Raw genomic sequence first — 22,842 nt, 5'->3', positions numbered from 1 at the left:
TCCCATAGTCAACGACCCACCGAAAAAACCGGGCAACGAACAGAACAAGCAGGTGAAAAGATGCAAGCCAAAACGGCCGAGCCGCTCGACGCAGGCGATTCCACAAAACCACGGGTTCCGGCGCACGAGCGTCACGGCGTGTCTTTCCGCGAGGCGTTCTGGGTCTGGTGCCGCGTCGCGGCCCTGAGCTTTGGCGGCCCTGCCGGGCAGATCGCGGTGATGCACCGGATTCTCGTCGAGGAAAAGCGCTGGATCAGCGAAACGCGATTCCTGCACGCCCTGAACTACTGCACGCTGCTTCCCGGCCCTGAAGCGCACAAGCTGGCGGTATACATCGGCTGGCTGCTGCACCGCACCCGCGGTGGGTTGGTCGCGGGCATTCTGTTCATCTTTCCGGGCCTGATCGCCCTGGGCGTCCTGAGCTGGATCTATGCGAGCTACGGCGATGTGGGCGTGGTCCAGGCGCTGTTCTTCGGCTTGAAGGCGGCCGTGCTGGCGGTGGTGCTGGAAGCCGTCCAGCGGGTGGGGCGTCGAGCCCTCAAGACGCGGACGATGGTGGGCGTCGCGGGGCTCTCGTTCATTGCCATTTTCTTCCTGGCCGCGCCCTTCCCCCTCATCATCGCCGCCGCCGCGGCGACAGGCCTGGCCGGCAACGCGCTGGGATGGCAGGGCATCAAGGCGGGGGCTGGCCACGGCGCCGCCGCGAAGGACGAAGGACAGACGGCCGCCATCGACGCCGCCTTCGCCATCGAAGTTCCGGAACACGTAAAGCCCTCTCTGGCCCGGGCGATCAAGATTCTCGCCATCAACCTGGTCGCCTGGCTGGCTCCGTTGGCCGTCCTGGTGACGCTGCTGGGAACCGACAACGTCTATACGCGAATCGCCGCGTTCTTCAGCAAGATGGCGGTGGTCACGTTCGGCGGCGCCTATGCGATTCTCTCCTACGTGGCGCAACAGGCGGTCGAGCACTATCACTGGCTCGCGCCCGGGGAAATGCTGGCCGGCCTGGGCATGGCCGAAACCACGCCCGGCCCGTTGATCAGCGTGGTGCAGTTCGTGGGCTTCATGGCCGCCTACCGCCAGCCCGGCGCCCTCGATCCGGCCCTCGCGGGCACGCTGGGAGGGGTGCTCGCCAAATGGACGACGTTCGCCCCCTCCTTCCTGCTGGTCTTCGTTGGCGCCCCGTACATGGAGTCGCTGCGCAACAACAAGGCGCTGAGCGCGGCGCTCTCGACCATCACCGCCGCCGTGGTCGGCGTCATCCTGAACCTGGCGATCTGGTTCGCCCTGCACACCTTGTTCGGGCAGGTCGAGGTCAGGCACGCGCATGGCTTCACGCTGCAGATTCCCGTCCTGGCAAGCCTGGACCCGTGGTCCTTGCTGCTGGCCGCCGTCGCCATGTTCATGCTCTTTCGCTTCAAGGCGGGAATGATGGCCACGCTAGGCGTGTGTTGCGTGGCGGGTATCGCCATCCATCTGCTGGGATGGTCGGCATAGCCCGTCTCCCCCTCGTCTGGCGGCCAGCAAGACCAATGGCGGCAGCAACCCCGCGCGCAAATCACCCGTCCGGCAGCCACTCCTCCAACGTCACCTCGAACGTCATGCAGACAGGGTTCGCCCCCGGGACGAACACCCCGCCGTGCACCCGCCCCGCCGGGTCCGCCACCACCCCCGACAACGAGGCCACCACCGACCCGTCCGCCTGCGCGCGCACCTCTCCCGCCAGGCTCACGATCTCCACCGCCGGCCCCTCCAGCTGCCGCACCTCCCCGCCCCGCGCATACAGGCAGGCATCCACCAGGCTCCCAAGCGCGCCGCGCACGAAGGCGTTGCGAAACCCCTCCGCCAGGCACAGCTTCTCGACCCCCTGCACCAGATCCTCGTTGGGCCCGATGCGCGCATACGCCACCCGCCCCATGCTTCCGCTTTCGACCTCGGCCGGCATCATCGTCAGATCTCCCGCGGCTGCAATAGCCGCAAATTGGTTTCGGGGTCATAAGTGGCGCGCAGTTCGAAGCCTTCCAGCGCCGTCACCAGTACCGTCACCGGCCCCGCGCCCACGATCGATGTCTGCGGAATCAGGTGGCCGCCCAGCAGCGCCCCGCCCTGATCGCAGAACGCCGCGTGACAGTGCACCAGCGGCTCGCCGTTGTCGCCCTTGCCCAACGTGGCGTTGCCGAAGATCAGCGTGGCCGCGCCCGCCGCGATCGGCGCGGTGTACGCCACCACCCGCAGATGCGCCGGGTCCGGCGGCGCGGTGCAGTAGTCGAGATGGCTGAATTCGCCGCTCAGCAGCGTCATCGAGGCGTTCTCCACGCCCAGCGGCGCCAGGCCATTGACCAGCGCCTCGAACAGACTGGCGCCGGGCTGCAGCGCCAGCCGGACATGGCGGCCGCGCCGCGCGCAGCGGCTGTGTATCCGGACCGGGTTGAAGGCTCCCGGGTGTATCAGCGTCCTGGGGCGGGGCAATACCGGTGATCCCCGCAACGAACGATCCACGGTGGTGGTTCGCATGATGTGCACTCCGTGCGCTTGTGGCGCAAGATGGGAATGAAAGCTGAAAACGCGGGCGTCAATGCACCGCCGGCAGCATGCCCGCCGCGGTGAAGCCGCCGTCCACACAAATCACCTGCCCGGTCACGTAGCTGGACTGCGACTCGTCCAGCAGCCAGCCGATGGTGCCGTTCAGTTCCTCCGGCGCCGCGTAGCGATGCTGCGGCACCACCCGGCGCCAGGCCGCGCGCGCCTCATCCGTGTGCATCTGGCTCACCAGCGGCGTCTCGATCGGCCCGGGCGCAACCGCGTTCACGCGGATGCCGTAGGCGGCCAGCTCCACCGCCATCACCCGGGTCAGCGTCACCACGCCTCCCTTGGAAGCGCCGTACGCCGCCCGGCCCGCGTTGCCGCGGATGCCCGACACGGACGCGATGTTCACGATCGACCCGCGGCCGCGATCGCGCATGCGCCGGGCCGCCTCGCGCGCCACCACGAACGACCCCACCAGGTTAACTTCCAGGATCCGCCGCAGCAACGCCGTGTCCGTCTCCAGGAACGGCACGTCGCGGCCGATACCCGCCGAATTGACCAGCCCGGCGATCGGCCCGAAGTCGGACTCCAGCCTCGCGATCGCCTCGCTCACCTGCGCCTCGTCGGACACATCCATCCGCACGCAGCCCAACCGATCCGCCGGCGCCAGGCCTCGCACCTCGTCCAGCCGTTCCTGCGACACGTCGGCCACCAGCACCCGGCGTCCCGCGCCCAGCAGGCCACGCGCGACGGCCAGGCCAATGCCCGACGCGCCCCCCGTGACCAGCACCGCTTCCTGCGCTCCATCCATGATTCGGTCTCCTCGTTGTGTGCTCGCGATGTGTTCGCGATGTCCGCACCCTCTTGGGCGGCCGCCGCGCGGCGGCGCCGTTTCCTAGGCGGGCGCCAGGCAGCCCCGCTCGCGCAGGGCCTCGCGCACCAGCTTCTTGGTGATCTTGCCGTAGCCCGACCGCGGCAGCGCATCCCAGAAGAACACTTGGCGCGGCAGCTTGTAGCGCGCCATGCGCGATCCGAGCCAGGCCAGCAGGGCCTCCTCTTCCAGTGTCTCGCCGGGTCGCAGCACGCACACCATCACCCCCACCTCGCCCCACACCGGGTCCGGCACCCCCAGCACGGCCGCCTCCGCGATCGCCGGATGCGCCAGCACCTTCTCCTCGACCTCGCGCGGATAGATATTGGAGCCGCCCGAGATGTACATATCGGATTCGCGGCCGGTGATGTAGAGGTAGCCCGCGTCGTCCAGGTAGCCCAGGTCGCCGGTGCGGAACCAGCCGTTGCGGAAGGCCTTGGCATTGGCGCCCGGGTTGTCGTAATAGCCGGCGAACACCGCCGGCCCGCAGACGCAGATCTCGCCCGTCCGGCCCGCCGGCAACGGATTGCCGGCCTCGTCCTGGATGCTGACCTGCATGCCGATGCGCTCGTAGCCGCAGGTGCCCACGCGCGCCTCGGGGCCGTCGCCGTCATGGTGCTGTTGCGGCGGCAGCACAGTGATGTTGCCCGTGACCTCGCCCAGCCCGAAGTACTGCACCAGCACCCGGCCCAGCTTGGCCAGCGCGCGCTTCTGGTCTTCGCGGTACATGGGCGCGCCGGCGTAGATCACGTAGCGCAGGCTGGAGTGGTCAAAGGCGTCCACCGCCGGATGCTCGACCAGCAGCTTGACGATGGTCGGCACGGTGAACATGTTGGTCACCCGGTGCGCCTGCACCAGGCGCCAGGCCTCTTCCGGGTCGAAGCGCTCGCCCTCGGGCAGCACGGTGGCGGCGGCGCGCGCCACCTGGGTCAGGAAATGGATGCCCGCGCCATGCGACAGCGGCGCCACCACCAGGCTGACGTCGTGCTCGGTGGTGCCCGGCATCAGGTCGCACAGGTGGTTGGTCAGCACGAACGCCATCTGGCCATGCGTCAGCACCGCCGCCTTCGGATGCCCGGTGGTGCCGGAAGTAAAGAAGAACCAGCAGGGATCGTCATAGTCCACGTCGGCGCAGGCCGCCGGCGCGTCATCCAGATGCGCCGCGATCAGGGAAGCGGTGTCGGCCTCGCCGAACTCGCCGGGGCCCAGCCGCGCCAGCAAGGCCAGGTCGGGCATGGCCTGCGCCACGGCCGCCGCGTGCCCGGGAGACTGGCCTTCGCACAGGAAAGCCTTGATCCCGGCCGCCCGCGCCAGATAGACCGCCTCGTCCGGCGAGATGCGGCAATTGGTCGGCACCCAGACCGCGCCCAGCCGCAGCACGGCGAACAGGGTTTCGGCGAACGCGAAGCTGTTGCGCGCGTGCACCAGCACCCGGTCGCCCTTGCTCACGCCGCGCTCGGCCAGCGCCCGCGCCAGGGCGGCCGTGCGCGTGTCCAGCTCGCGCCAGTTCAGGCGGGCCTCGCCGCAGACCAGCGCTGCGCGCGTGGGGTGGCGGCGCGCCGCCTGCACCAGGAAATGCGCCAGGTTCATGGCCCGGCGCGACACCGGCGCCACCCCGCCCGGCGGCGCCAGGGCCTGCTCCAGCGGGCCGCTCATTTGACGCGCTCCAGGATGCTGACGTAATTGGCCACGGCCGCGCCGCCCATGTTGAAGACGCCGGCCAGCGTCGCGTCCGGCACCTGCATGGCGCCGGCCTCGCCGGCCAGTTGCAGACACGCCATGACGTGCAGCGACACCCCGGTGGCGCCCACCGGATGGCCCTTGGCCTTGAGTCCGCCCGACGGGTTGACCGGCAGGCGTCCGCCCTTCTGCACCCAGCCCTCCCGCAGCGCCCGTACGCCGTGGCCGCGCGGCGCCAGGCCCATGGCCTCGTACTCGATCAGTTCGGCGATGGTGAAGCAGTCATGCGTCTCCACCAGGCTCAGGTCGTCCAGAGTCGCGCCGGCATCGGCCAGCGCCTCGCGCCAGGCGCGCGCCGCGCCCTCGAACGCGATCGGATCGCGCCGGCTCAGCGGCAGGAAGTCATTGACGTGGCGCCGGGCGCGAAAGCCGATGGCGCGGCGCAGGCCCGCCGCGGTTTCCGCGTCGGCCAGCACCAGCGCCGCCGCGCCGTCGGAAATGGGCGAGCAATCGGTGCGGCGCAACGGCGCCGACACATAAGGGTTTTTCTCGGAGACGGTATTGCAGAACGCGAAGCCGAGGTCCTTGCGGATCTGCGCGTAAGGGTTGTCCAGCGCATTGGCGTGGTTCTTGGCCGCGATGCGGGCCAGCGCCTCGCCGTGGTCGCCATGGCGCTCGAAATAGGCGGTGGCGATGCGGCTGAACACGCCGGCAAAGCCGCCCGGCAGGTTGGCCTCTTCCTTGCGGTAGCTGGCATTGAGCAGGATGTCGCCGGTGTCCTCGGTGGAACGCGCGGTCATCTTCTCGGCCCCCACCACCAGCGCCACGCGGCCGCGTCCGGCCTCGATGAAATCCATGGCCGCGTACAGCGCGGCCGAGCCGGTGGCGCAGGCATTCTCCAGCCGCGTCGCCGGCACATACGCCAGCGCCGGGTCGGACAGCGCCACCAGCGCGGCCTGGAAATCCTGTTTCTGGAAACCGCTGTTCATGACGCCGGCATAGATGCCGTCCACCGCCTCCGGGCTGATGCCCGCATGCTCCAGCGCGGCGCCGGATACCCGCGCCATCAGGCTTTCGGTGTCGGGGTCGTCGAGTTTGCCGAACGGGGTGTGCGACCACCCCACGATGACGGCACGCTTGCTCATTGCTGTCTCCTCTGTTGGCAGCCCCGCCCCGCCGGCACGGCGGATCAGGGCCTGGGCTTGGCGGCCTGCGGGCGCGCCCGCGCCTCGCGGCCTGCCGGGTTGGCCTGCGCAAGCAGGCGTTTGGCCTCGCGTGACAACAGCTTGGCCAGCTGGAACTGTCTTTCCTCGTCCATGCGCGATTCGACTGCGGCGATGCTCAGGGCGCCCAGCACGTGGCCCTGCTCATCGCGCAGCGGCATGCCGATGCCCCACGAGCCCGGCACCACCAGGCCGCGGTTGACGGCATAGCCCTGCTCGCGCACCTCATCGACCAGGGTGCGGATCAGCGCCACGGAGTAATGCGGATAGCGCCGCTCGATCAGGGCCGCATTGGCCTGCAGGCAGGCGTCGACCTCGTCGTCGGGCAACGCCGCCAGGATCGCCAGGCTGCCGGCGCCGATGCCCAGCGGATGCCGGTCGCCCGGCAGCAGCACGTGGGTCTTGAGCGGATAGTCGCCGTCCTCGCGCAGCACGCAGACCGCGAACACGTCGCGGCGCAGCGAAAAGAAGGCGGAATCGCCGCACTCGTGCGCCAGTCGCGCCACCACCGGCGCGGCCAGGCGGTTGATGCCGAAGCGCTCGCTGGCGATGTTGCCCAGCACGTGGCATTCGGGGCCCAGAAAGTAGCGGCGGCTGGCCAGGTCCTGTTCGACCATGCCTTCGGCGGCCAGGGCGGCCAGGATGCGGTGCACGGTGGGCTTGCTCATGCCTGTGTCGCGCGTCAACGCCAGCAGGCCCGCGCCTTCGCCGCGGGTGCGCGACACCGCGCGCAGCACCAGCATGGCGCGGGATATCGCCTGGGCGCCACCGACCTGGGATGAGGTCTCCGTCACGTCTCCGCCTGTGTTTTCATCAGGTCCATTTTGTGGACCATTAACCTGATTTTGTTTTTTCATTCTGCACCAGTTTTATTGATTTACGCTAGTGAATCAATGTGATTAAATAAATTTAAGGGTAGTACGTAGGTCCACATAATGGACCTCATGCAAAGATAAAGCAACAGGCCTGGCAAGGCGCTTTATCCGGCCGTCCTCGACGGCGGCCGGATCTCATAACCAAGGAGACAGCATGAACACGACTCGACGCAACCTCATGCGCGCCGCGGGAGGCGGCGCGCTGCTCGCCCTGGCCCCGTTCCAGCGCACGCTGGCGGCGCCCCAGTTCCGTTACAAGTACGCCAACAACCTGCCGCCCTCGCACCCGATGAACCTGCGCGCCAACGAGGCCGCGCAGAACATCCTCAAGGACACCGGCGGCCGCTTCGAACTGGCGGTGTTCCCCAGCAGCCAGCTGGGCTCCGACACCGACACCCTGAGCCAGCTGCGCGCCGGCGCCGTCGAGTTCTTCACCCTGTCGGGGCTGATCCTGTCGACCCTGGTGCCCAGCGCCTCGATCAGCGGCGTCGGCTTCGCCTTTCCCGACTACGCCTCGGTCTGGAAGGCCATGGACGGCGACCTGGGCGCCCACATCCGCGCCGACATCAATGGCAAGGGCCTGTTCGTCATGGACCGCATCTGGGACAACGGCTTTCGCCAGGTCACCACCAGCTCGCGCGCCATCAGCGGCCCGGACGACTTCCGCGACCTGAAGATCCGCGTGCCGGTCAGCCCGCTGTGGACCTCGATGTTCAAGGCGCTGGGCTCGTCGCCGGCCAGCATCAACTTCAACGAAACCTATTCCGCCCTGCAGACCCGCGTGGTGGACGCGCAGGAAAACCCGCTGGCCATCATCCAGACCGCCAAGCTGTACGAAGTGCAGAAATACTGCTCGATGACCAACCACATGTGGGACGGCTTCTGGTTCCTGGGCAACCGCCGCGCCTGGGAAAAGCTGCCGGCCGACATCCGCGAGGTCGTCGCCAAACACATCAACGCCGCCGGCATGGCCGAGCGCGCCGACGTGCTGGCACTCAACAATCAGCTGCAGACCAAGCTGGCCGAGCAGGGCCTGGCCTTCAACACCCCCGACCCCACCCCCATCCGCGACGCGCTGCGCCGCGCCGGCTTCTACGCCAGCTGGAAGGAAAAGTACGGCGACAAGGCCTGGGGCCTGCTGGAGCAGGCGGCCGGGAGTCTGTCATGAGGGCTGCGCTGACGCATCCGGCGGCGCTGCGGGCCGAGGCGGGCCCGGCGCCCGGCGCGCGCCGCCCCTGGGCCATCACGCTGGACAACGCCCTGGGTCACCTGGTGGAGATTCCGGCGGCCATCCTGGTGGTCGCGGAAATCGTCATCCTGTTCTCGGGCATCGTGGCGCGCTACGTGCTGCACACGCCGCTGGTGTGGTCCGACGAACTGGCCTCGATCCTGTTCCTGTGGCTGGCCATGCTGGGCGCGGTGATCGCCTTTCGCCGTGGCGAGCACATGCGCATGGGCGCGCTGGTCAACCGCGCCTCGCCTGGCACCCGCGCGCTGCTGGACATGGTGGCCGTGGCGGCGGCGCTGGCGTTCCTGCTGCTGCTGCAGGCGCCGGGCTACGAGTACGCCTCGGAGGAACAGTACGTCACCACCGCCGCGCTGGAAATCCCCAACGCCTGGCGCGCCGCGGCCTTGCCAGTGGGCACCGCGCTGATGCTGCTGATCGCGCTGCTGCGGCTGGTCGAACGCGCGCAGTGGCGCGTCACCGGCCTGGCGCTGCTGCTGGTCGGCGGCGTGGTGGCCGCCCTGACGGCGCTGCAGCCGGTACTGGCGGGACTGGGCAACCTCAACCTGCTGATCTTCTTCGTCGGCGTGGTGGCGGCCACGGTGTTCGCGGGCGTGCCGATCGCCTTCTCGTTCGGGCTGGCCACCTTCGGCTATCTGTCGCTGACCACCGACGTGCCGATGATGGTGGTGGTCGGGCGCATGGACGAAGGCATGTCGCACCTGATCCTGCTGGCGGTGCCGCTGTTCGTGTTCCTGGGCGTGCTGATCGAGATGACCGGCATGGCCAAGCGCATGGTGGCGTTCCTGGCCAGCCTGCTGGGGCACGTGCGCGGCGGCCTGTCTTACGTGCTGATCGGCGCCATGTACGTGGTCTCGGGCATCTCGGGCGCCAAGGCCGCCGACATGGCGGCGGTGGCGCCGGTGCTGTTCCCGGAAATGCGCGAGCGCGGCGCCGACGAGGGCGACCTGGTGGCGCTGCTGTCGGCCACCGGCGCGCAGACCGAGACCGTGCCGCCCAGCCTGGTGCTGATCACCATCGGCTCGGTCACCGGCGTGTCGATCACGGCGCTGTTCACGGGCGGCCTGCTGCCCGGGCTGGTGCTGGGCGTGATGCTGTGCCTGGTGGTCTGGTGGCGCAACCGCCGCGAAGACCTGAGCGCGGTGCGCAAGGCCAGCGGCCGCCAGATCGGCCGCGCCCTGCTGGTGGCGCTGCCGGCGCTGGCGCTGCCGTTCGTGATCCGGGCGGCGGTGGTCGAGGGCGTGGCCACCGCCACCGAGGTCTCGACCATCGGCATCGTCTACGCCGCGCTGATCGGACTGCTGGTCTACCGCTGCTTTGACGTCAAGCGGCTCAAGCCCATGCTGGTCGACACGGCCTGCCTGTCGGGCTCGATCCTGCTGATCATCGGCACCGCCACCGCCATGGCCTGGGCCCTGACGCAATCGGGCTTCTCGACCCAGCTGGCGCAAGCCATGGCCGGCCTGCCCGGCGGCGCCGCCACCTTCATGGCGGTGTCGATCGTGGCGTTCGTCATCCTGGGCAGCGTGCTGGAAGGCATCCCCGCCATCGTGCTGTTCGGTCCGCTACTGTTCCCCATCGCGCACCAGATGGGCATCCACGAGGTGCACTATGCGATGGTGGTGATCCTGTCGATGGGCCTGGGCCTGTTCGCGCCGCCGTTCGGGGTGGGTTACTACGCCGCCTGCGCCATCGGCCGGGTCGCGCCCGAAGCCGGCATCCGGCCCATCCTGGGCTACCTGGGTTCGATGGCGGTCGGCATCGTGGTCATCGCCGCGGTGCCGTGGATCTCGACAGGGTTCCTGAAGTAACCACGTGGCCGGCCGCCGCGCCTTCGTGGCGCGCCGGCCATTCCCCCCTTCCTTTATCCCCCTTTCTCTACCCCTCCCTTTACCTCCTTCCTTCAAGGCGGACGGCCCGCGCTCCGCCGCCAACCGGCGCGCCGCCCGTGCTCCCCACGACGGCCGCGCCGCCCGCCACGCGCGCCCCGTCATCGCCGTGGGGAAAAACCCACACGCCCGCAATCCCCCACCGCCCGCGCGGTTGATCCACCTACACCACTTCTATAGAATCTTCAATTCGGGCCTGTGCCCATTCTTTTTTCCCTTCACCTACACCTGGGAGGCGCAAGATGATGAATCCGCATACCGCCATCCCGCGCGTATCTCCGCGACGCCATTAAGTCGTCGCCCGCGCGGCCCCATCGCCAGACTACCTGGCGACTGGTCCGCCGTGCCCGCCCCAAACCCCTGAACGCAATGCCCGCGCCGTGAGGCGCAGGTCGTATCACCTTCTTCCCACAAGGAAACCGGCGCCTTCGCGTTGCCGGGCGATCGCAATGAATCGAACAAAAATCGATCTGCGAGGACAAGCCTTCAAGGACGTCCTCGGCTTTACCTTCCGCTATTGGCGCGCCCAGCCCTGGCGCACCGCTCTTATCGTCGCGCTGGCCCTGCTGTCGGCCGTGGCCGACGTGCTGACACCGCTGTACGCGGGCCGGCTGGTCGACGCGGTGGCCTCCGGCGCCTCGTCCGACGCCCAGGTGTGGGGCGCGGCCGTCACCGCGTTCTGGCTGCTGATCGCACTGGGCATCGGCAGCACGCTGCTGCGCCAGGGCGTGTTCCAGAACATCATCGTCTTCACCCTGAAGATGATGAACGGCATGGTCTCCAACGCCTTCTACCGGGTGCAGCGCTTTTCCACCGATTGGCATGCCAACAGCTTTGCCGGCTCGACCGTGCGCAAGATCACGCGCGGCATGTGGGCGGTGGACGTGCTGAACGACACGCTGTTGGTGGCGCTGCTGCCCTCGGTGGTGATGCTGGTCGGCGCCACCGTGCTGCTGGGCGTGTACTGGCCGGTGATGGGCCTGGTGGTGGGCCTGGGTTCGGTGCTGTACATCGCGGTGACGGCGGCGCTGTCGCTGGGCTACGTGGCCCCGGCGGCGCGGCTGGGCAACGCCTGGGATACGCGCATGGGCGGCGCGCTGGCCGACGCGGTCAGCTGTAACCCGGTCGTCAAGGCCTTCGGCGCCGAGACGCGCGAGGAAGCGCGCCTGGGGCGCGTGGTCGACAAGTGGCGCCGCCGCACGCGCCGCACCTGGATTCGCGCCACGATCAACGGCGGCATCCAGGGCGCGATGCTGGTGGCGATGCAGGCCGGCATCCTGGGCGCGTCGCTGCTGCTGTGGTCGCGCAACCAGGCCAGCGTCGGCGACATCACCTTCGCGCTGACGATGTTCTTCATGCTGCAGGGCCACCTGCGCGACGTGGGCATGCATATCCGCAATCTGCAGCGCTCGGTCAACGACATGGAGGAACTGGTGGCGCTGGAGAAACAGCCGCTGGGCGTGGACGATCGCGCTGGCGCGGGCGCAATCCGCGTCACGGCCGGCGAGATCCGCTTCGAGGACGTGACCTTCCGTTATGGCCGACACGAGGCGGCGCTGTATGACCGCTTCTCGGCGCGCATCGCGCCGGGCGAGCGGGTCGGCCTGGTCGGGCATTCGGGCTCGGGCAAGACCACGTTCATCAAGCTGATCCAGCGCCTGTATGACGTCAACGGCGGCCGCATCACCATCGACGGTCAGGACATCGCCCAGGTCAAGCAGGCGTCGCTGCGCAGCCAGATCGCGATCGTGCAGCAGGAGCCGGTGCTGTTTCACCGCACGCTGGCCGAGAACATCGCCTACGCCCGCCCCGGCGCGACGCAGGCCGAGATCGAGCAGGCGGCGCGGCTGGCCAGCGCGCATGACTTCATCATGGCGCTGCCCAAGGGCTACGAGACGCTGGTGGGCGAGCGCGGCGTGAAGCTGTCGGGCGGCGAGCGCCAGCGCGTGGCGATCGCCCGCGCCTTCCTGGCCGATGCGCCGATCCTGATCCTGGACGAGGCCACGTCGAGTCTGGACAGCGAAAGCGAGGTGCTGATCCAGCAGGCCATGGAACGCCTGATGGTGGGGCGCACCACGCTGGTGGTGGCGCATCGCCTGTCGACGGTGCGCGCGCTGGACCGCCTGCTGGTGATGGACCGCGGCCGCATCATCGAGGAAGGCAGCCATGACCAGCTGATCCGCTTGAAGGGCGGCCTGTACCGGCGCCTGTTCGAGCGCCAGGCCCTGGAGCTGACCAAGGGCCTGACGCAGGCGGAGATGCTGGCCGACGGCGCGCGCGCCTTGCCGCCGCGTGCCGACGACGAGGATCAGGACGAGGACGAAACGTCTTTCGCCTTCGGCAAATAAGGCAAGGGCCTGACGCGAGTCAGGCCCTTTTTTCATGGTTGCCGCGCCGCGCGCGCCGGCCCGCCTCAGCGGTTCAGCGTCAGCCGCAGGCCGAAGGCGATCAGCGCGCCGCCGAACACGGCGCCCTGCCACTTCTGCACGCGCGGATGGGCTTGCATCCAGCGACCCAAGGAGCCGCCCGCCAAGGCGCACAGCACGTCGAACGCCAGGCCCAGGCTCACCAGGATCACGCCCAGCAGCGCGAACTGCCGGCCGATCGGCCCTTGCGCCGGCGAGATGAATTGCGGCAGCAGCACCGAGCAGAACAGCAATGCCTTGGGATTGAGGAAGTTGGTCAGCACGCCGCTGAAAAACGCCGCGCCCAGGCCCGGCCCATGCGCGGCCGCCTGCGCGGCCTGCGCCACGCCATAAGAGAGCGGTCCGGCGCGCAGCAACCGCGCGCCCAGCCAGATCAGATAGCCCCCGCCCACGGTGCGCGCCACATCGAAAGCCCAGGGATGGGCCTTGAACAGCGCCGCCAGCCCCAACGCCGCCAGCGTCACGTGAGCGGCGCGCGCCACGGCCAGCCCGCCGGCCACCGCCAGCGCCTGACCGCGCCCGCGCAGGGCCCCGGTTTCGAGCAGCAGGATCATGTCCGGCCCGGGCACCACATAGACAATCAACAATGCCCCAAGAAACAACGCCATATCGGCCATGATGCGCCACGCTCCGTGCTGCGGGAAATGGCGATCATTCTAGGGAAAAGGCCTCGGCATGTGCTTGCTATTCATACCAACCGGAATAACATGATTGGCATACTGAACCAATCAACGCTTCCTAATTCCAATTTCATGCCAAAACGCCAATTGGACGCCTATGACCGGCGCATTCTCGAGGCCCTGCAGCACAACGGCCGCCTCACCAACGTCGAGCTGGCCGAACAGATCGGCCTGTCGCCCTCGCCCTGCCTACGGCGGGTGCGGCTGCTGGAGGAGGCCGGCGTGATCCAGGGCTACGAGGCCCGGCTGGCGCCGGACGAGGTCGGACTGGGCCTGACGGTGTTCGTCGGCGTCAAGGTCGAGCGCCACCACGAGCGCGACGCCGAGCAGTTCCGCAAGGAAGTCCGCGCCCTGCCGGAAGTGGTGGCGGCCCATTTGGTATCGGGCGAATCCGACTTCCTGCTGCAGGTGGCGCTGCCCGACCTGCGCGCCTACGAACGCTTCCTGCTTGGCACGCTGCTCAAGCTGCCCGGCGTCAAGGACATCCGCAGCAACTTCGCGATCCAGACCGTCAAGCCACAGAGTCCGCTGCCGCTGGACCACCTGGGACATTGAGCGCCGCCTGCCGCACCTTGGCGCTGCGCTGTTCGAAGCGCGCCTGCGACTGCGCCAGGTAGCGCTGCACGATGGCCGGTTCCGAGGTCCTGGGCGTGCCGCCGGGAAATGGCGGCTCGGGGTCGTATTCGATCTGCAGCTGGATCAGCTTGGCGACCTCGTCGCCGCACAGCGTGGCCACCACTTTCAGGGCCATGTCGATGCCCGAGGTGACGCCGCCGGCGGTGAAGACGTTGCCGTCCACGCACAAGCGCGCATCGGTCGGCACGGCGCCGAAATGCGCCAGCAGTTCGCGCGCGCGCCAATGGCTGGAGGCGCGCTTGCCGCGCAGCAGGCCGGCCGCGCCCAGCAGCAGCGAACCGGTGCAGATGCCGAAGACGTAGCGCGCGCCCAACGCTTGCCGGCGCGTGAAGGCTACCCAGTCCGGGTCGAGGATGGCATCATCCGTCCCCGGCCCGCCGGGCACCACCAGCAGATCGCAGGGCGGCGCCGACGCCAGGGTCTGGGTCGGCACGAAACGCAGACCGCGGTCGCTGCGTACCGGATCGGGCGTTTTTGCGACAAAATCGACGCTGAACCCGGGCGCGGCGGCGAGCACCTCGTAAGGCCCGGTCATATCGAGCTGGGTCAGCCCTTCGAACAAGAGAATATTGACATGCACGACGATGCTCCTTCACGGATCGGAACCGCCAGCGTAGACCGACACGCCGGCGCGCGTGCGCCAAATGCGGGCGCGATCGCGCCAAAACGCATTGTCTTCCTGCTGTACGACGGTTTCCAACCGCTCGACCTGGCCGGCCCCTGGCAGGCCTTCAGCGGCGCCAACGATGAAGGCGGCGCCGGCTATCAGTTGAGCACCGTCGCGGCCACGCCGGTGGTCGGCACCTGGGACCAGGGCCTGCGCATGCAGGTCAACGCCACCTTCGCCAGCGACGACGACGCGCCGATCGACATGCTGTTCGTGCCGGGCGGCCCCGGCATCGACCAGGCCGCCGCGCACGGCGAGACGCTGGCCTGGCTGCGCCGCCGCAGCCCGCAGGCGCGCCGCACCTGCAGCGTGTGCACCGGCGCCTTCCTGCTGGCCGCGGCCGGCCTGCTCGACGGCCGCCGCGTCACCACCCACTGGCGCTCCGCGGACCGCCTGCGCCAGCGGCATCCCGGCCTGAAGGTGGAAGACGACCGCATCTACATCGAGAGCGGCGCCATCTGGACCTCGGCCGGCGTGACCGCCGGCATCGACCTGGCGCTGGCCCTGATCGAGCGCGACGTGGGCGCCCAGGTGTCGCAGGATGTGGCGCGCCGGCTGGTGGTCTTCATGCGCCGCGACGGCGACCAGCGCCAGTACAGCCAGTCACTGCGCCTGCAGGACCGGTTGGCGGCGCCGTTTCGCGATCTGGTCGAGAAAATCGAGGCCAGCCTCTCGGCGCGCTGGTCCGTCGACGATATGGCCGATGCCTGCCATATGTCGCGCCGCACCTTCCAGCGCAAGTTCGCGGCGCATTTCGGCGTGACGCCGAGCGAGGTGCTGCGCCAGCTGCGGCGCGAACGGGACGGCGCGCTGCGCGCGGCGGGCCGGGCCTCGGGCAAGGTCCTGCGCCATGCGCTCGGGAGCGCCGGCCAGCCGCCGGGATCGGCTCGCACGCCATGAACGCATCCGCCTCCCCGTGTCCCGAATGCGGCCAGCCCCAGGTCATCACCGAACAGGGGTTGAGCCTGATCGCGCGCTGCGGCAGCTGCGGCTGGATGGTGGCGACCACCAACCCCAACCACCCGATCATGGACTGCACGCGCTACACGCTGCGCGCGCGGCCCGGCGACCTGGCCCCGGCCCGCGCCATCGCCCGCCTGGCGGTGGCGCTGGGCATCGGCGTCAAACAGGCGCGCGCGCTGATCGCCCAGGGCCTGCCGGTGGCCGAGAACGTCCTGGCGCTCGAGGTCATCCGACTGCATGCCGTGCTGGCCGGCGCGGGGTTGCAGGTGGAGATCACGCCGCCTTTCCGCTGGCCGCTGGACCCGCGCGACTGACGCGAGGCCGCCCGCCGGGTCCGCCCCGCCCGCGCCAAGGTCCTACCCCGCCAGCCCCACCGACATGCCGCCGCAGACATACAGCACCTGCCCGGTCATGAAACCGGCGCGCCGGTCCAGGAACGAGGACACGGCGTGCGCCACGTCTTCCGGCCGGCCGATGCGGCCGACCGGAATGGCGGCTTCCAGCGCCACGGTCCTGGGGTCGCCCGGCGGGTTGGACTGGTCGAACAGCTCGGTGGCGATCGGCCCGGGCGCCACGGTGTTGACCGTGATGCCGGCCTTGCCCAGTTCCAGCGCCCAGGTGCGCGTCATGCCCACCAGGCCGGACTTGGTGGCGCCGTAGACCGTGCGGCCCGGCTTGCCCAGGCCGGCGCGGCTGCCGATGTTGACGACCCGGCCGTAGCCGGCCTGACGCATGCCGGGCAGCAGCGCCTGCATCAACAGCAGCGGCGCGGTCAGGTTCACGGCCACCATGCGCGCCAGTTCCTCCTGGGTCACGGCCTCGATGTCGGCGACCTGGATCATGCCGGCGTTGTTGACCAGGTGCAGCACCGGCCGCGCCGCCGCCAGCGCGGTGGCCGCCGCGGCCGTGGCGGCGGCGTCGCCCAGGTCCACCGACTGGAAGCGCTCGCCGGGCAACGCCGATGCCGGCGGCCGGCGGCTGAAATTGACGACCTCGAAGCCGTCCTGCAACAGACGCGCGACGATGGCGCGGCCGATGCCCCGGCTGCCGCCGGTGACCAATGCGAGGGGGGTTGTCATTGCGCGGTGATTCCCTTGTCCTTGATGAGGCCGCCCCACTTGGCGCGCTCCTGGCGCTCGAACGCAGCCAGATCCGCGCCGAACAGCGTGCCGGGCCGGGCGCCCATGGTAGCGAAATTGGTGGCGATGGCGGACGTGGCCAGGCCGCTGCGCGCCGCCTCGATCAGTTGGCGCACCACCGGTTCGGGCGTGCCGCGCGGCGCGTACAGCGCGAACCACGCCGTCACGTCGAAACCCGGCAGGCCGGACTCGGCCACGGTAGGCAGGTCCGGCAGCGACGGATCGCGCGCGGCCGACGTGACCGCCACGCCGCGCACCAGATTGCCGTCCTTGATCTGCGCCAGCGCGCCGGGCAGGTTGTCGAACAGCAGGTCGACCTGGCCGCCGGCCACCGCCGGCAGCGACGCCGAGGTGCCCTTGAACGGCACGTGCAGCATCGTCACGCCAGCCATGGCCTCGAAATAAGCGCCGGTCAGGTGCACCGACGACCCCACGCCCGGCGAGGCGTAGGTCAGCTTCCTGTCCCTGGACTGGCGCGCCGCCTGGATCACGTCGGCCACCGTCCTGTAGGGCGACTTGGCGCTGACGGCAATGACGTTGGGCGTGGTCGACACCAGCGCGATCGGCACCAGGTCGCGCTCGGGGTCGAACGTCATGTTGCTGTAGAGGAACTGGTTGATGGTCTGGGTGCCGATGGTGCCCAGGCCCAGGGTGTAGCCGTCGGCCTTGGCGCGCGCCACGTAGGCCATGCCGATGTTGCCGCCCGCGCCCGGCTTGTTCTCGACCAGCACGGTCTGCTTGAGCGCCGGCTGCAGCGCGTTGGCGATGGCGCGGCCAAAGATGTCGGCGCCGCCGCCCGGCGGATACGGCACGACCACGGTGACGGGATGCTCCGGATAACCGGCCGCCTGGACCGCAGGGATCGAGGCGGCGGCCAGCACGGCCAGCGCCGCAGCGGCCAGCGCGCGCCGCCCGGCGCGCCTGTGCAGGGAATGCGTCATGGATCTGTCTCCTCGCGAATCCGCTCGGGGCGGATTTCTTCTGGCTCCGCCTGGGGGCGGATGCTGTCGATGGGCGTCCGCGGGATGCGGACACTTCCTATAGTACGTAAATACGTACTATATTCACAAGAACACGAAAAACACATTGGAGACAGACCATGAAACGCTGGACGCGCCGTCCCGAGGGATCGACCTGGGGCGACTTCGGGCCGGACGACGAGATCGGCCGCCTGAACCTGCTGACCGAAGAGAAAGTGCTGCAAGCGGTGCGCGAAGTGCGGGCCGGCAAGGTCTTCTGCCTGTCGCTGCCGCTGGACCTGCCCGGCGGCAACGTGCTCAACCCGCGCCGCCATCCGCCGCAACTCAAGCCGACCTTCCGCGACGGCACGCCCTACCTGAACTTCGCCATGGCGCGCCTGCAGCCCGAGGCCGTCGACGTGCTGTCGGATGACCAGGTCACGCTCAGCCTGCAATACTCGACCCAGTGGGACGGCCTGTGCCACGTCGGCGCGCAGTTCGACATCCAGGGCGACGGCCAGGCCCGCCGCGTCTACTACAACGGTTATGCCGCGGGCGTGGACGTGTTCGGCGGCGATGATGCCGCGCCCGACGCCTGCTGCCCGCCGGGCGGCTCGTACGCGCGCAAGCTCGGCATCAACCGCTACGCCGAGAAAGGCATGCAGGGCCGCGGCGTGCTGGTCGACCTGGCGCGCGCCTTCGGCCCCGGCCGCACCCTGGTGGGCCATACCCAGCTGCAGGCGGCGATGCGCGAGCAGCGCGTGGTGGTCGAGCCGGGCGACATGCTGGTGCTGCGCACCGGTTTCGCCGAGACACTGGTGGAGATGGCCGGCCAGCCCGACCCGCACCGCCTGGAGCAGACCGGCGCGGTGCTGGACGGCGCTGATCCGGCGCTGCTGGACTGGATCACCGACAGCGGCATCGCGGCGATCTGCGCCGACAACTACGCGGTCGAGGCCTATCCGGCCCGCACCGCCGGCCCCGGCCATTCGATCCTGCCGCTGCATCATCACTGCCTGTTCAAGCTGGGCGTGCCGCTGGCCGAGCTGTGGTACCTGAAGGCGCTGGCCGACTGGCTGCACGCGCAGGGCCGCACCCGCTTCCTGCTGACCGCGCCGCCGCTGCGCCTGCCGGGCGCGGTGGGCTCGCCCGTGACCCCCATCGCCACGGTGTAGGCCCATGACGTCGCTCCCCGCCCTGTTTTCGCGGCACCTCGACGCGCTGGCCGCGCACCACCCCGACCGCCCCGCCCTGATCGACCGCGATCAGGCCATCAGCCACGCCGACCTGCGCGCGCGCAGCCGCGCCCTGGCCGCCGGCCTGGCGCGCATCGGCGTGCGGCCCGGCCAGCGCGTGGCGGTATGGCTGCCCAACTGCGCCGCGTGGGTCGAGACCTTCCTGGCCTGCGCCCACCTGGGCGCGCTAGTGCTGGCGGTCAACACCCGCTTTCGCGCGCGGGAACTGGCCGACATCCTGGGCCGCGGCGGCGCCGACTGGCTGGTGTTCTGGCCCGGCTTCAAGGGCATCGACTTCCAGGGCATCCTGGACGACGTCACGCCCGAATCGCTGGCGCGGCTGCAAGGCATCGTCGCCGTGTCCGAGACGGACGAGCCCATCGCCGCCTCGCTGCGCGGCAAGCCGGTGCACCGCTACGCCGAGCTGCGCGCCTGCGCCGACACGCCCCCGCCGCCCCAGCCCGACGCGGGCGTGCTGTGCTTCACCACGTCCGGCACCACCTCACAGCCCAAGTTCGTGCTGCACGACCAGCGCACCCTGCTGCGCCACGGCGCGGCGGTGGCGCGCGCCTTCGGCTATGACGACCACAGCCGCGTGCTGGCCAGCGCGCCGTTCTGCGGCGCCTTCGGCTTTGCCACGCTGGCGGGCGGCCTGGCGCACGGCGCGCCGGTGGTATGCGCGCCGGTGTTCGACGCGGCCGAATCGGCCGCCGCGATCCAGCGCCACCGGGTCACCCACACCTACGCCAACAACGAGGCGCTGGTCGCCATGATGCGGGCGGGCGCGCCCGGCGCGTTCGCCTCGGCGCGGCTGTTCGGCTTCGCCAGCTTCACGCCGGCGCTGGACCACATGCTGGATCTGGCGCGCGAGGCCGGCGTGCCGCTGACCGGGCTGTATGGGTCAAGCGAACTGATCGCCCTGGTCGCCGGCCAGCCGCGCGACCCCGCCGAAGGCGACGTGGCCGCGCGCCACCAGCCCGGCGGCACCCTGATCTATCCCGAGGCCCGCGTGCGGGCGCGCGACCCGGCCAGCGGCCAGGTGCTGCCGCACGGCGAATCGGGCGAACTGGAAATCCTGTCGCCCAGCCTGATGCGCGGCTACCTGGACAACCCCGAGGCCACCGCCCGCGCCTGCACCGACGACGGTTACTTCAAGACCGGCGACCTGGGCTACACCCTGAACCCGCGCCAGTTCGTGTTCCAGACCCGCATGGGCGACTCGTTGCGCCTGTCCGGCTTCCTGGTGAACCCGGTCGAGATCGAGCAGATGGTGGAGTCGCTGCCCGGCGTGCGCGCCTGCCAGGTGGTCGGCGCCATCCGCGACGGCAAGACCGTGCCCTACGCCTTCGTGCTGCTGCGGGACGGCGCCAGCGCCGATGCGCCCGGCTGGACGGCGGCCTGCAGACAGGCCATGGCCGGCTTCAAGGTGCCGGCCGGTTTCACGGTGCTGGACGCGTTCCCCTCGGTGGAAAGCGCCAATTCGGTCAAAATCCAGAAACACCGGCTGCGCGAGATGGCCGACGCCCTGCTCGCCGCCCCCGCCACCTCCTGACCGATCCGACCCATGCCCGCGCGCCCGCTTTTCTCGCACAGCCCCCAGCCGCTCTACCTGCAGGCGGCGGCGCTGTTTCGCAGCCATATCCAGAACCGCACCTGGCGGCCGGGCCAGCAGATCCCGCCGCTGGAAGCGCTGATGGAAACCTATGGCATCTCGCGCGCCACCATCCGCCAGGCCCTCGGCCAGCTGGAACAGGACGGCCTGATCCGGCGCTCGCGCGGCTCCGGCACCTTCGTCAACGCCGACCTGCCCGAGACGCCGACGCTGCTGATTCCCAAGACCTGGGCCGAAACCGTCGAACTGAGCAACCAGCTCGGCACGGTATCGCTGGTGGAGTCGAGCGCCGACTCGCCGCTGCCCGACACCCTGGGCATGCCGTGCGCGGCGGACCGCGGCGGCCGTTTCCAGTACCTGCGGCGCGTGCACACCACCGAGGCCGGGCCGTTCTGCTACAGCGAGGTATTCCTGGAAAGCAGCCTGTTTCGCAAGCACCGCGCCCGCATCCAGAAAAGCACCGTGGCGCCGGTGCTGGACCAGTTCTACGGCGCCCGCATCAGCGAGGCGCGCCAGGTGCTCAACGTGATCGAGGCCGGCCAGGAATCGGCCGAATCGCTGCGCATCCCGGTGTCCTCGCCGGTGGCCGAACTGCGCCGCTACGCCTGCATCGACGGCCGCGTGGTGTATTTCGCGCGGCTGGAATTCCCGTTCCGCAAGGTGCGCATGGAGTTCGACTTGTTGAGCCAGCGCTAGGCCGCATCGCAACCAGAGGCACCAGGCGGCCGCGCGGACACCTCGGCTTTGCCCGCGCGCCATCCGATCATCCCACTATAAAAGCGCCGCCCTCCAGCCAAGCGCCGCAGTACCCGCAAGCATCCGGCATAACCATAAATGGAGACAACCATGACCCCCATGCCCCGGATTTCGCAGCAACGCAGTAACCCGACAACCCGCCTCCCGCTGGCCAAACCCCTGGCAGCCGTGGCCGCCGCCTGCGGCGCCAGCCTGCTGTTCAGCGGCGCGGCCCTGGCGCAGGCCGCGCCCGCCGCCATCTCCGACGACATCGTCCGCCTCGGCCTGATCCTGGACATGAGCGGCGTCTACGCCGACGTGACCGGCAAGGGCAGCGCCACCGCCGCGCAGATGGCCATCGACGACTTCGGCGGCACGGTGCTGGGCAAGAAGATCGAGCTGCTGGCGGTCGACCACCAGAACAAGGCCGACATCGCCGCCGCCCGCGCCCGCGAGTGGTACGACACGCAGAAGGTCGACGCCATCCTGGACGTGGCCGGCTCGGCGCCCGCGCTGGCGGTGCTGGAGGTGGCGCGCGAGAAAAAGAAGATCGTGGTCTTCAGCGGCCCCGGCACCGAACGCATCACCAACGACCTGTGTTCGCCCTATTCGGTGCACTACACCTACGACACCTGGTCGCTGGCCAACACCACCGCCCGCGCCACCGTCGACCGCGGCGGCAAGAGCTGGTACTTCCTGACCGCCGACTATGCATTCGGCCACACCCTGCAGGCCTCGGCCACCGAAGTGGTGAAGGCCCGCGGCGGCACGGTGCTGGGCGCGGCGCGCCACCCGCTCGGCACCAGCGATTTCGCCTCGTACCTGCTGCAGGCGCAGGCCAGCCGCGCCCAGGTCGTCGGCCTGGCCAACGCCGGCGGCGACACGGTCAACGCCATCAAGGCGGCGCGCGAATTCGGCCTGACACAAGGCGGCCAGAAGATGGCCGGCCTGCTGCTGTACATCAACGACATCCACGCCATCGGCCTGGACGCGGCCGCCGGCCTGATGCTGACCGAGGCCTTCTACTGGGACATGAATGACCAGACCCGCGCCTGGTCGCAGCGCTACTACGACAAGCTCAAGAAAATGCCCAACATGAGCCAGGCCGGCACCTATTCCTCGGTGATGCACTACCTGAAGGCGGTGCAGGCGGCCGGCACCGACGCGCCGGACGCGGTGATGAAGCAGATGAAGGCCATGCCGATCAATGACTTCTTCGCCACCAACGGCCGCATCCGCGAGGACGGCCGCATGGTGCACGACATGTACCTGTTCGAGGTCAAGACCCCGGCCGAATCCAAGCGGCCCTGGGACTACTACAAGCTGGTGGCGACGCTGCCGGGCGACGAGGCCTTCATGCCGCTGTCCAAGTCCACCTGCCCGCTGGTGAAAGCGGCGGCGAAGTGAACGACGGCGGGCGCCGCCATCGCGGCGGCGGCCCGCCCGAAGCGCTGGCGCCGACACGGTTGCCCGCGCGCCC

The 22,842-nt window shown here is 69.6% G+C and carries 21 protein-coding genes; 11 read left to right on the top strand and 10 right to left on the bottom strand.

Annotation, left to right across the window (positions count from 1 at the left end):
• The first annotated feature begins 60 nt into the window (after window positions 1–60).
• Window positions 61–1,497: a chromate efflux transporter gene (gene chrA, locus ABFG95_RS25780; RefSeq protein ID WP_175203349.1), complete on the top strand. Its 1,437-nt coding sequence runs from the start codon at window positions 61–63 to the stop codon at window positions 1,495–1,497.
• Between the two features lie 61 nt (window positions 1,498–1,558).
• Here the strand turns inward: chrA and ABFG95_RS25775 are convergent, their stop codons facing one another.
• From ABFG95_RS25775 to ABFG95_RS25750, 6 genes are all read right to left on the bottom strand, one after another.
• Window positions 1,559–1,948 (bottom strand): PPC domain-containing DNA-binding protein, encoded by a 390-nt coding sequence (locus tag ABFG95_RS25775; RefSeq protein ID WP_049074612.1) that lies wholly within the window; start codon window positions 1,946–1,948, stop codon window positions 1,559–1,561.
• 2 nt (window positions 1,949–1,950) lie between these two features.
• Complete coding sequence (locus ABFG95_RS25770) at window positions 1,951–2,514, bottom strand: DUF296 domain-containing protein (RefSeq protein ID WP_054416045.1); 564 nt, start codon at window positions 2,512–2,514, stop codon at window positions 1,951–1,953.
• 58 nt (window positions 2,515–2,572) lie between these two features.
• The gene (locus ABFG95_RS25765) at window positions 2,573–3,337 is read right to left on the bottom strand and encodes an SDR family oxidoreductase (protein WP_054416046.1); all 765 of its coding nucleotides are present in this window, start codon (window positions 3,335–3,337) and stop codon (window positions 2,573–2,575) included.
• Between the two features lie 84 nt (window positions 3,338–3,421).
• Window positions 3,422–5,053 (bottom strand): acyl-CoA synthetase, encoded by a 1,632-nt coding sequence (locus ABFG95_RS25760; protein ID WP_175203350.1) that lies wholly within the window; start codon window positions 5,051–5,053, stop codon window positions 3,422–3,424.
• Window positions 5,050–6,222, bottom strand: coding sequence for an acetyl-CoA acetyltransferase (locus tag ABFG95_RS25755; RefSeq protein WP_278992809.1), 1,173 nt, complete (start codon window positions 6,220–6,222; stop codon window positions 5,050–5,052). Before ABFG95_RS25755 ends, ABFG95_RS25760 begins: the two co-directional genes overlap by 4 nt.
• 44 nt (window positions 6,223–6,266) lie before the next feature.
• Complete coding sequence (locus ABFG95_RS25750; protein ID WP_240317412.1) at window positions 6,267–7,094, bottom strand: IclR family transcriptional regulator; 828 nt, start codon at window positions 7,092–7,094, stop codon at window positions 6,267–6,269.
• A gap of 235 nt (window positions 7,095–7,329) precedes the next feature.
• Here ABFG95_RS25750 and ABFG95_RS25745 point away from each other — a divergent pair, with 235 nt between their 5' ends.
• The 3 genes from ABFG95_RS25745 to ABFG95_RS25735 all read left to right on the top strand — a co-directional run bounded on the left by ABFG95_RS25745 (window position 7,330) and on the right by ABFG95_RS25735 (window position 12,658).
• Window positions 7,330–8,343, top strand: coding sequence for a TRAP transporter substrate-binding protein (locus ABFG95_RS25745; RefSeq protein ID WP_348995061.1), 1,014 nt, complete (start codon window positions 7,330–7,332; stop codon window positions 8,341–8,343).
• On the top strand, window positions 8,340–10,232 hold the full coding sequence (locus tag ABFG95_RS25740; RefSeq protein WP_068950057.1) for a TRAP transporter large permease subunit: 1,893 nt from the start codon (window positions 8,340–8,342) through the stop codon (window positions 10,230–10,232). The genes ABFG95_RS25745 and ABFG95_RS25740 overlap by 4 nt, the downstream gene beginning before the upstream one ends.
• A gap of 527 nt (window positions 10,233–10,759) precedes the next feature.
• Window positions 10,760–12,658 carry an ABC transporter ATP-binding protein gene (locus ABFG95_RS25735; protein ID WP_100508248.1) on the top strand — a complete coding sequence of 633 codons (1,899 nt, stop codon included), beginning with the start codon at window positions 10,760–10,762 and terminating at the stop codon, window positions 12,656–12,658.
• Window positions 12,659–12,723: 65 nt separating this feature from the next.
• Here the strand turns inward: ABFG95_RS25735 and ABFG95_RS25730 are convergent, their stop codons facing one another.
• Window positions 12,724–13,353, bottom strand: a complete 630-nt coding sequence (locus ABFG95_RS25730) for a LysE family translocator (RefSeq protein WP_049074629.1) — start codon at window positions 13,351–13,353, stop codon at window positions 12,724–12,726.
• 135 nt (window positions 13,354–13,488) lie between these two features.
• Here ABFG95_RS25730 and ABFG95_RS25725 point away from each other — a divergent pair, with 135 nt between their 5' ends.
• A complete protein-coding gene (locus ABFG95_RS25725) occupies window positions 13,489–13,971 on the top strand; it encodes an Lrp/AsnC family transcriptional regulator (protein ID WP_054416050.1) in 483 nt (160 codons plus the stop codon).
• Here the strand turns inward: ABFG95_RS25725 and ABFG95_RS25720 are convergent.
• Window positions 13,928–14,632 carry a DJ-1/PfpI family protein gene (locus tag ABFG95_RS25720; protein WP_063580529.1) on the bottom strand — a complete coding sequence of 235 codons (705 nt, stop codon included), beginning with the start codon at window positions 14,630–14,632 and terminating at the stop codon, window positions 13,928–13,930. The two genes, ABFG95_RS25725 and ABFG95_RS25720, sit on opposite strands and share 44 nt — an antisense overlap.
• Here ABFG95_RS25720 and ABFG95_RS25715 point away from each other — a divergent pair.
• A complete protein-coding gene (locus ABFG95_RS25715) occupies window positions 14,627–15,619 on the top strand; it encodes an AraC family transcriptional regulator (protein WP_080977450.1) in 993 nt (330 codons plus the stop codon). The genes ABFG95_RS25720 and ABFG95_RS25715 overlap by 6 nt on opposite strands.
• Complete coding sequence (locus ABFG95_RS25710; RefSeq protein WP_348995060.1) at window positions 15,616–15,996, top strand: hypothetical protein; 381 nt, start codon at window positions 15,616–15,618, stop codon at window positions 15,994–15,996. Before ABFG95_RS25715 ends, ABFG95_RS25710 begins: the two co-directional genes overlap by 4 nt.
• A gap of 42 nt (window positions 15,997–16,038) precedes the next feature.
• On the opposite strand, the gene ABFG95_RS25705 is transcribed toward ABFG95_RS25710, so the two are convergent.
• On the bottom strand, window positions 16,039–16,761 hold the full coding sequence (locus tag ABFG95_RS25705; RefSeq protein ID WP_348995059.1) for an SDR family oxidoreductase: 723 nt from the start codon (window positions 16,759–16,761) through the stop codon (window positions 16,039–16,041).
• Entirely contained in the window at window positions 16,758–17,762 is a 1,005-nt protein-coding gene (locus ABFG95_RS25700; RefSeq protein WP_063580526.1) for a tripartite tricarboxylate transporter substrate binding protein, read from the bottom strand. Before ABFG95_RS25700 ends, ABFG95_RS25705 begins: the two co-directional genes overlap by 4 nt.
• Window positions 17,763–17,920: 158 nt before the next feature.
• Here ABFG95_RS25700 and ABFG95_RS25695 point away from each other — a divergent pair, with 158 nt between their 5' ends.
• From ABFG95_RS25695 to ABFG95_RS25680, 4 genes are all read left to right on the top strand, one after another.
• On the top strand, window positions 17,921–18,955 hold the full coding sequence (locus tag ABFG95_RS25695) for a cyclase family protein (protein ID WP_348995058.1): 1,035 nt from the start codon (window positions 17,921–17,923) through the stop codon (window positions 18,953–18,955).
• A gap of 4 nt (window positions 18,956–18,959) precedes the next feature.
• The gene (locus ABFG95_RS25690) at window positions 18,960–20,567 is read left to right on the top strand and encodes an AMP-binding protein (protein WP_336728907.1); all 1,608 of its coding nucleotides are present in this window, start codon (window positions 18,960–18,962) and stop codon (window positions 20,565–20,567) included.
• A 12-nt stretch (window positions 20,568–20,579) separates the two neighbouring features.
• Window positions 20,580–21,323, top strand: coding sequence for a GntR family transcriptional regulator (locus ABFG95_RS25685; protein WP_049074647.1), 744 nt, complete (start codon window positions 20,580–20,582; stop codon window positions 21,321–21,323).
• 150 nt (window positions 21,324–21,473) lie between these two features.
• The gene (locus ABFG95_RS25680; protein WP_211485722.1) at window positions 21,474–22,769 is read left to right on the top strand and encodes an ABC transporter substrate-binding protein; all 1,296 of its coding nucleotides are present in this window, start codon (window positions 21,474–21,476) and stop codon (window positions 22,767–22,769) included.
• Window positions 22,770–22,842 lie beyond the last annotated feature (73 nt).

The organism is Achromobacter sp. HNDS-1, assembly GCF_040084795.1.
GTDB classification, from domain to species: domain Bacteria; phylum Pseudomonadota; class Gammaproteobacteria; order Burkholderiales; family Burkholderiaceae_B; genus Achromobacter; species Achromobacter ruhlandii.
This window is presented reverse-complemented; position numbering and strand designations above follow the sequence as displayed.

Bases quoted from the DNA above. Each gene is read 5' to 3' on its own strand.
- ABFG95_RS25755 (WP_278992809.1), bottom strand. From the start codon at position 6,222: ATGAGCAAGCGTGCCGTCATCGTGGGGTGGTCGCACACCCCGTTCGGC.
- ABFG95_RS25700 (WP_063580526.1), bottom strand. From the start codon at position 17,762: ATGACGCATTCCCTGCACAGGCGCGCCGGGCGGCGCGCGCTGGCCGCT.
- ABFG95_RS25685 (WP_049074647.1), top strand. From the start codon at position 20,580: ATGCCCGCGCGCCCGCTTTTCTCGCACAGCCCCCAGCCGCTCTACCTG.
- ABFG95_RS25745 (WP_348995061.1), top strand. From the start codon at position 7,330: ATGAACACGACTCGACGCAACCTCATGCGCGCCGCGGGAGGCGGCGCG.
- ABFG95_RS25710 (WP_348995060.1), top strand. From the start codon at position 15,616: ATGAACGCATCCGCCTCCCCGTGTCCCGAATGCGGCCAGCCCCAGGTC.
- ABFG95_RS25765 (WP_054416046.1), bottom strand. From the start codon at position 3,337: ATGGATGGAGCGCAGGAAGCGGTGCTGGTCACGGGGGGCGCGTCGGGC.
- ABFG95_RS25715 (WP_080977450.1), top strand. From the start codon at position 14,627: ATGCACGACGATGCTCCTTCACGGATCGGAACCGCCAGCGTAGACCGA.
- ABFG95_RS25680 (WP_211485722.1), top strand. From the start codon at position 21,474: ATGACCCCCATGCCCCGGATTTCGCAGCAACGCAGTAACCCGACAACC.
- ABFG95_RS25770 (WP_054416045.1), bottom strand. From the start codon at position 2,514: ATGCGAACCACCACCGTGGATCGTTCGTTGCGGGGATCACCGGTATTG.
- ABFG95_RS25740 (WP_068950057.1), top strand. From the start codon at position 8,340: ATGAGGGCTGCGCTGACGCATCCGGCGGCGCTGCGGGCCGAGGCGGGC.
- ABFG95_RS25735 (WP_100508248.1), top strand. From the start codon at position 10,760: ATGAATCGAACAAAAATCGATCTGCGAGGACAAGCCTTCAAGGACGTC.
- ABFG95_RS25725 (WP_054416050.1), top strand. From the start codon at position 13,489: ATGCCAAAACGCCAATTGGACGCCTATGACCGGCGCATTCTCGAGGCC.
- chrA (WP_175203349.1), top strand. From the start codon at position 61: ATGCAAGCCAAAACGGCCGAGCCGCTCGACGCAGGCGATTCCACAAAA.
- ABFG95_RS25690 (WP_336728907.1), top strand. From the start codon at position 18,960: ATGACGTCGCTCCCCGCCCTGTTTTCGCGGCACCTCGACGCGCTGGCC.
- ABFG95_RS25695 (WP_348995058.1), top strand. From the start codon at position 17,921: ATGAAACGCTGGACGCGCCGTCCCGAGGGATCGACCTGGGGCGACTTC.
- ABFG95_RS25705 (WP_348995059.1), bottom strand. From the start codon at position 16,761: ATGACAACCCCCCTCGCATTGGTCACCGGCGGCAGCCGGGGCATCGGC.
- ABFG95_RS25730 (WP_049074629.1), bottom strand. From the start codon at position 13,353: ATGGCCGATATGGCGTTGTTTCTTGGGGCATTGTTGATTGTCTATGTG.
- ABFG95_RS25775 (WP_049074612.1), bottom strand. From the start codon at position 1,948: ATGATGCCGGCCGAGGTCGAAAGCGGAAGCATGGGGCGGGTGGCGTAT.
- ABFG95_RS25760 (WP_175203350.1), bottom strand. From the start codon at position 5,053: ATGAGCGGCCCGCTGGAGCAGGCCCTGGCGCCGCCGGGCGGGGTGGCG.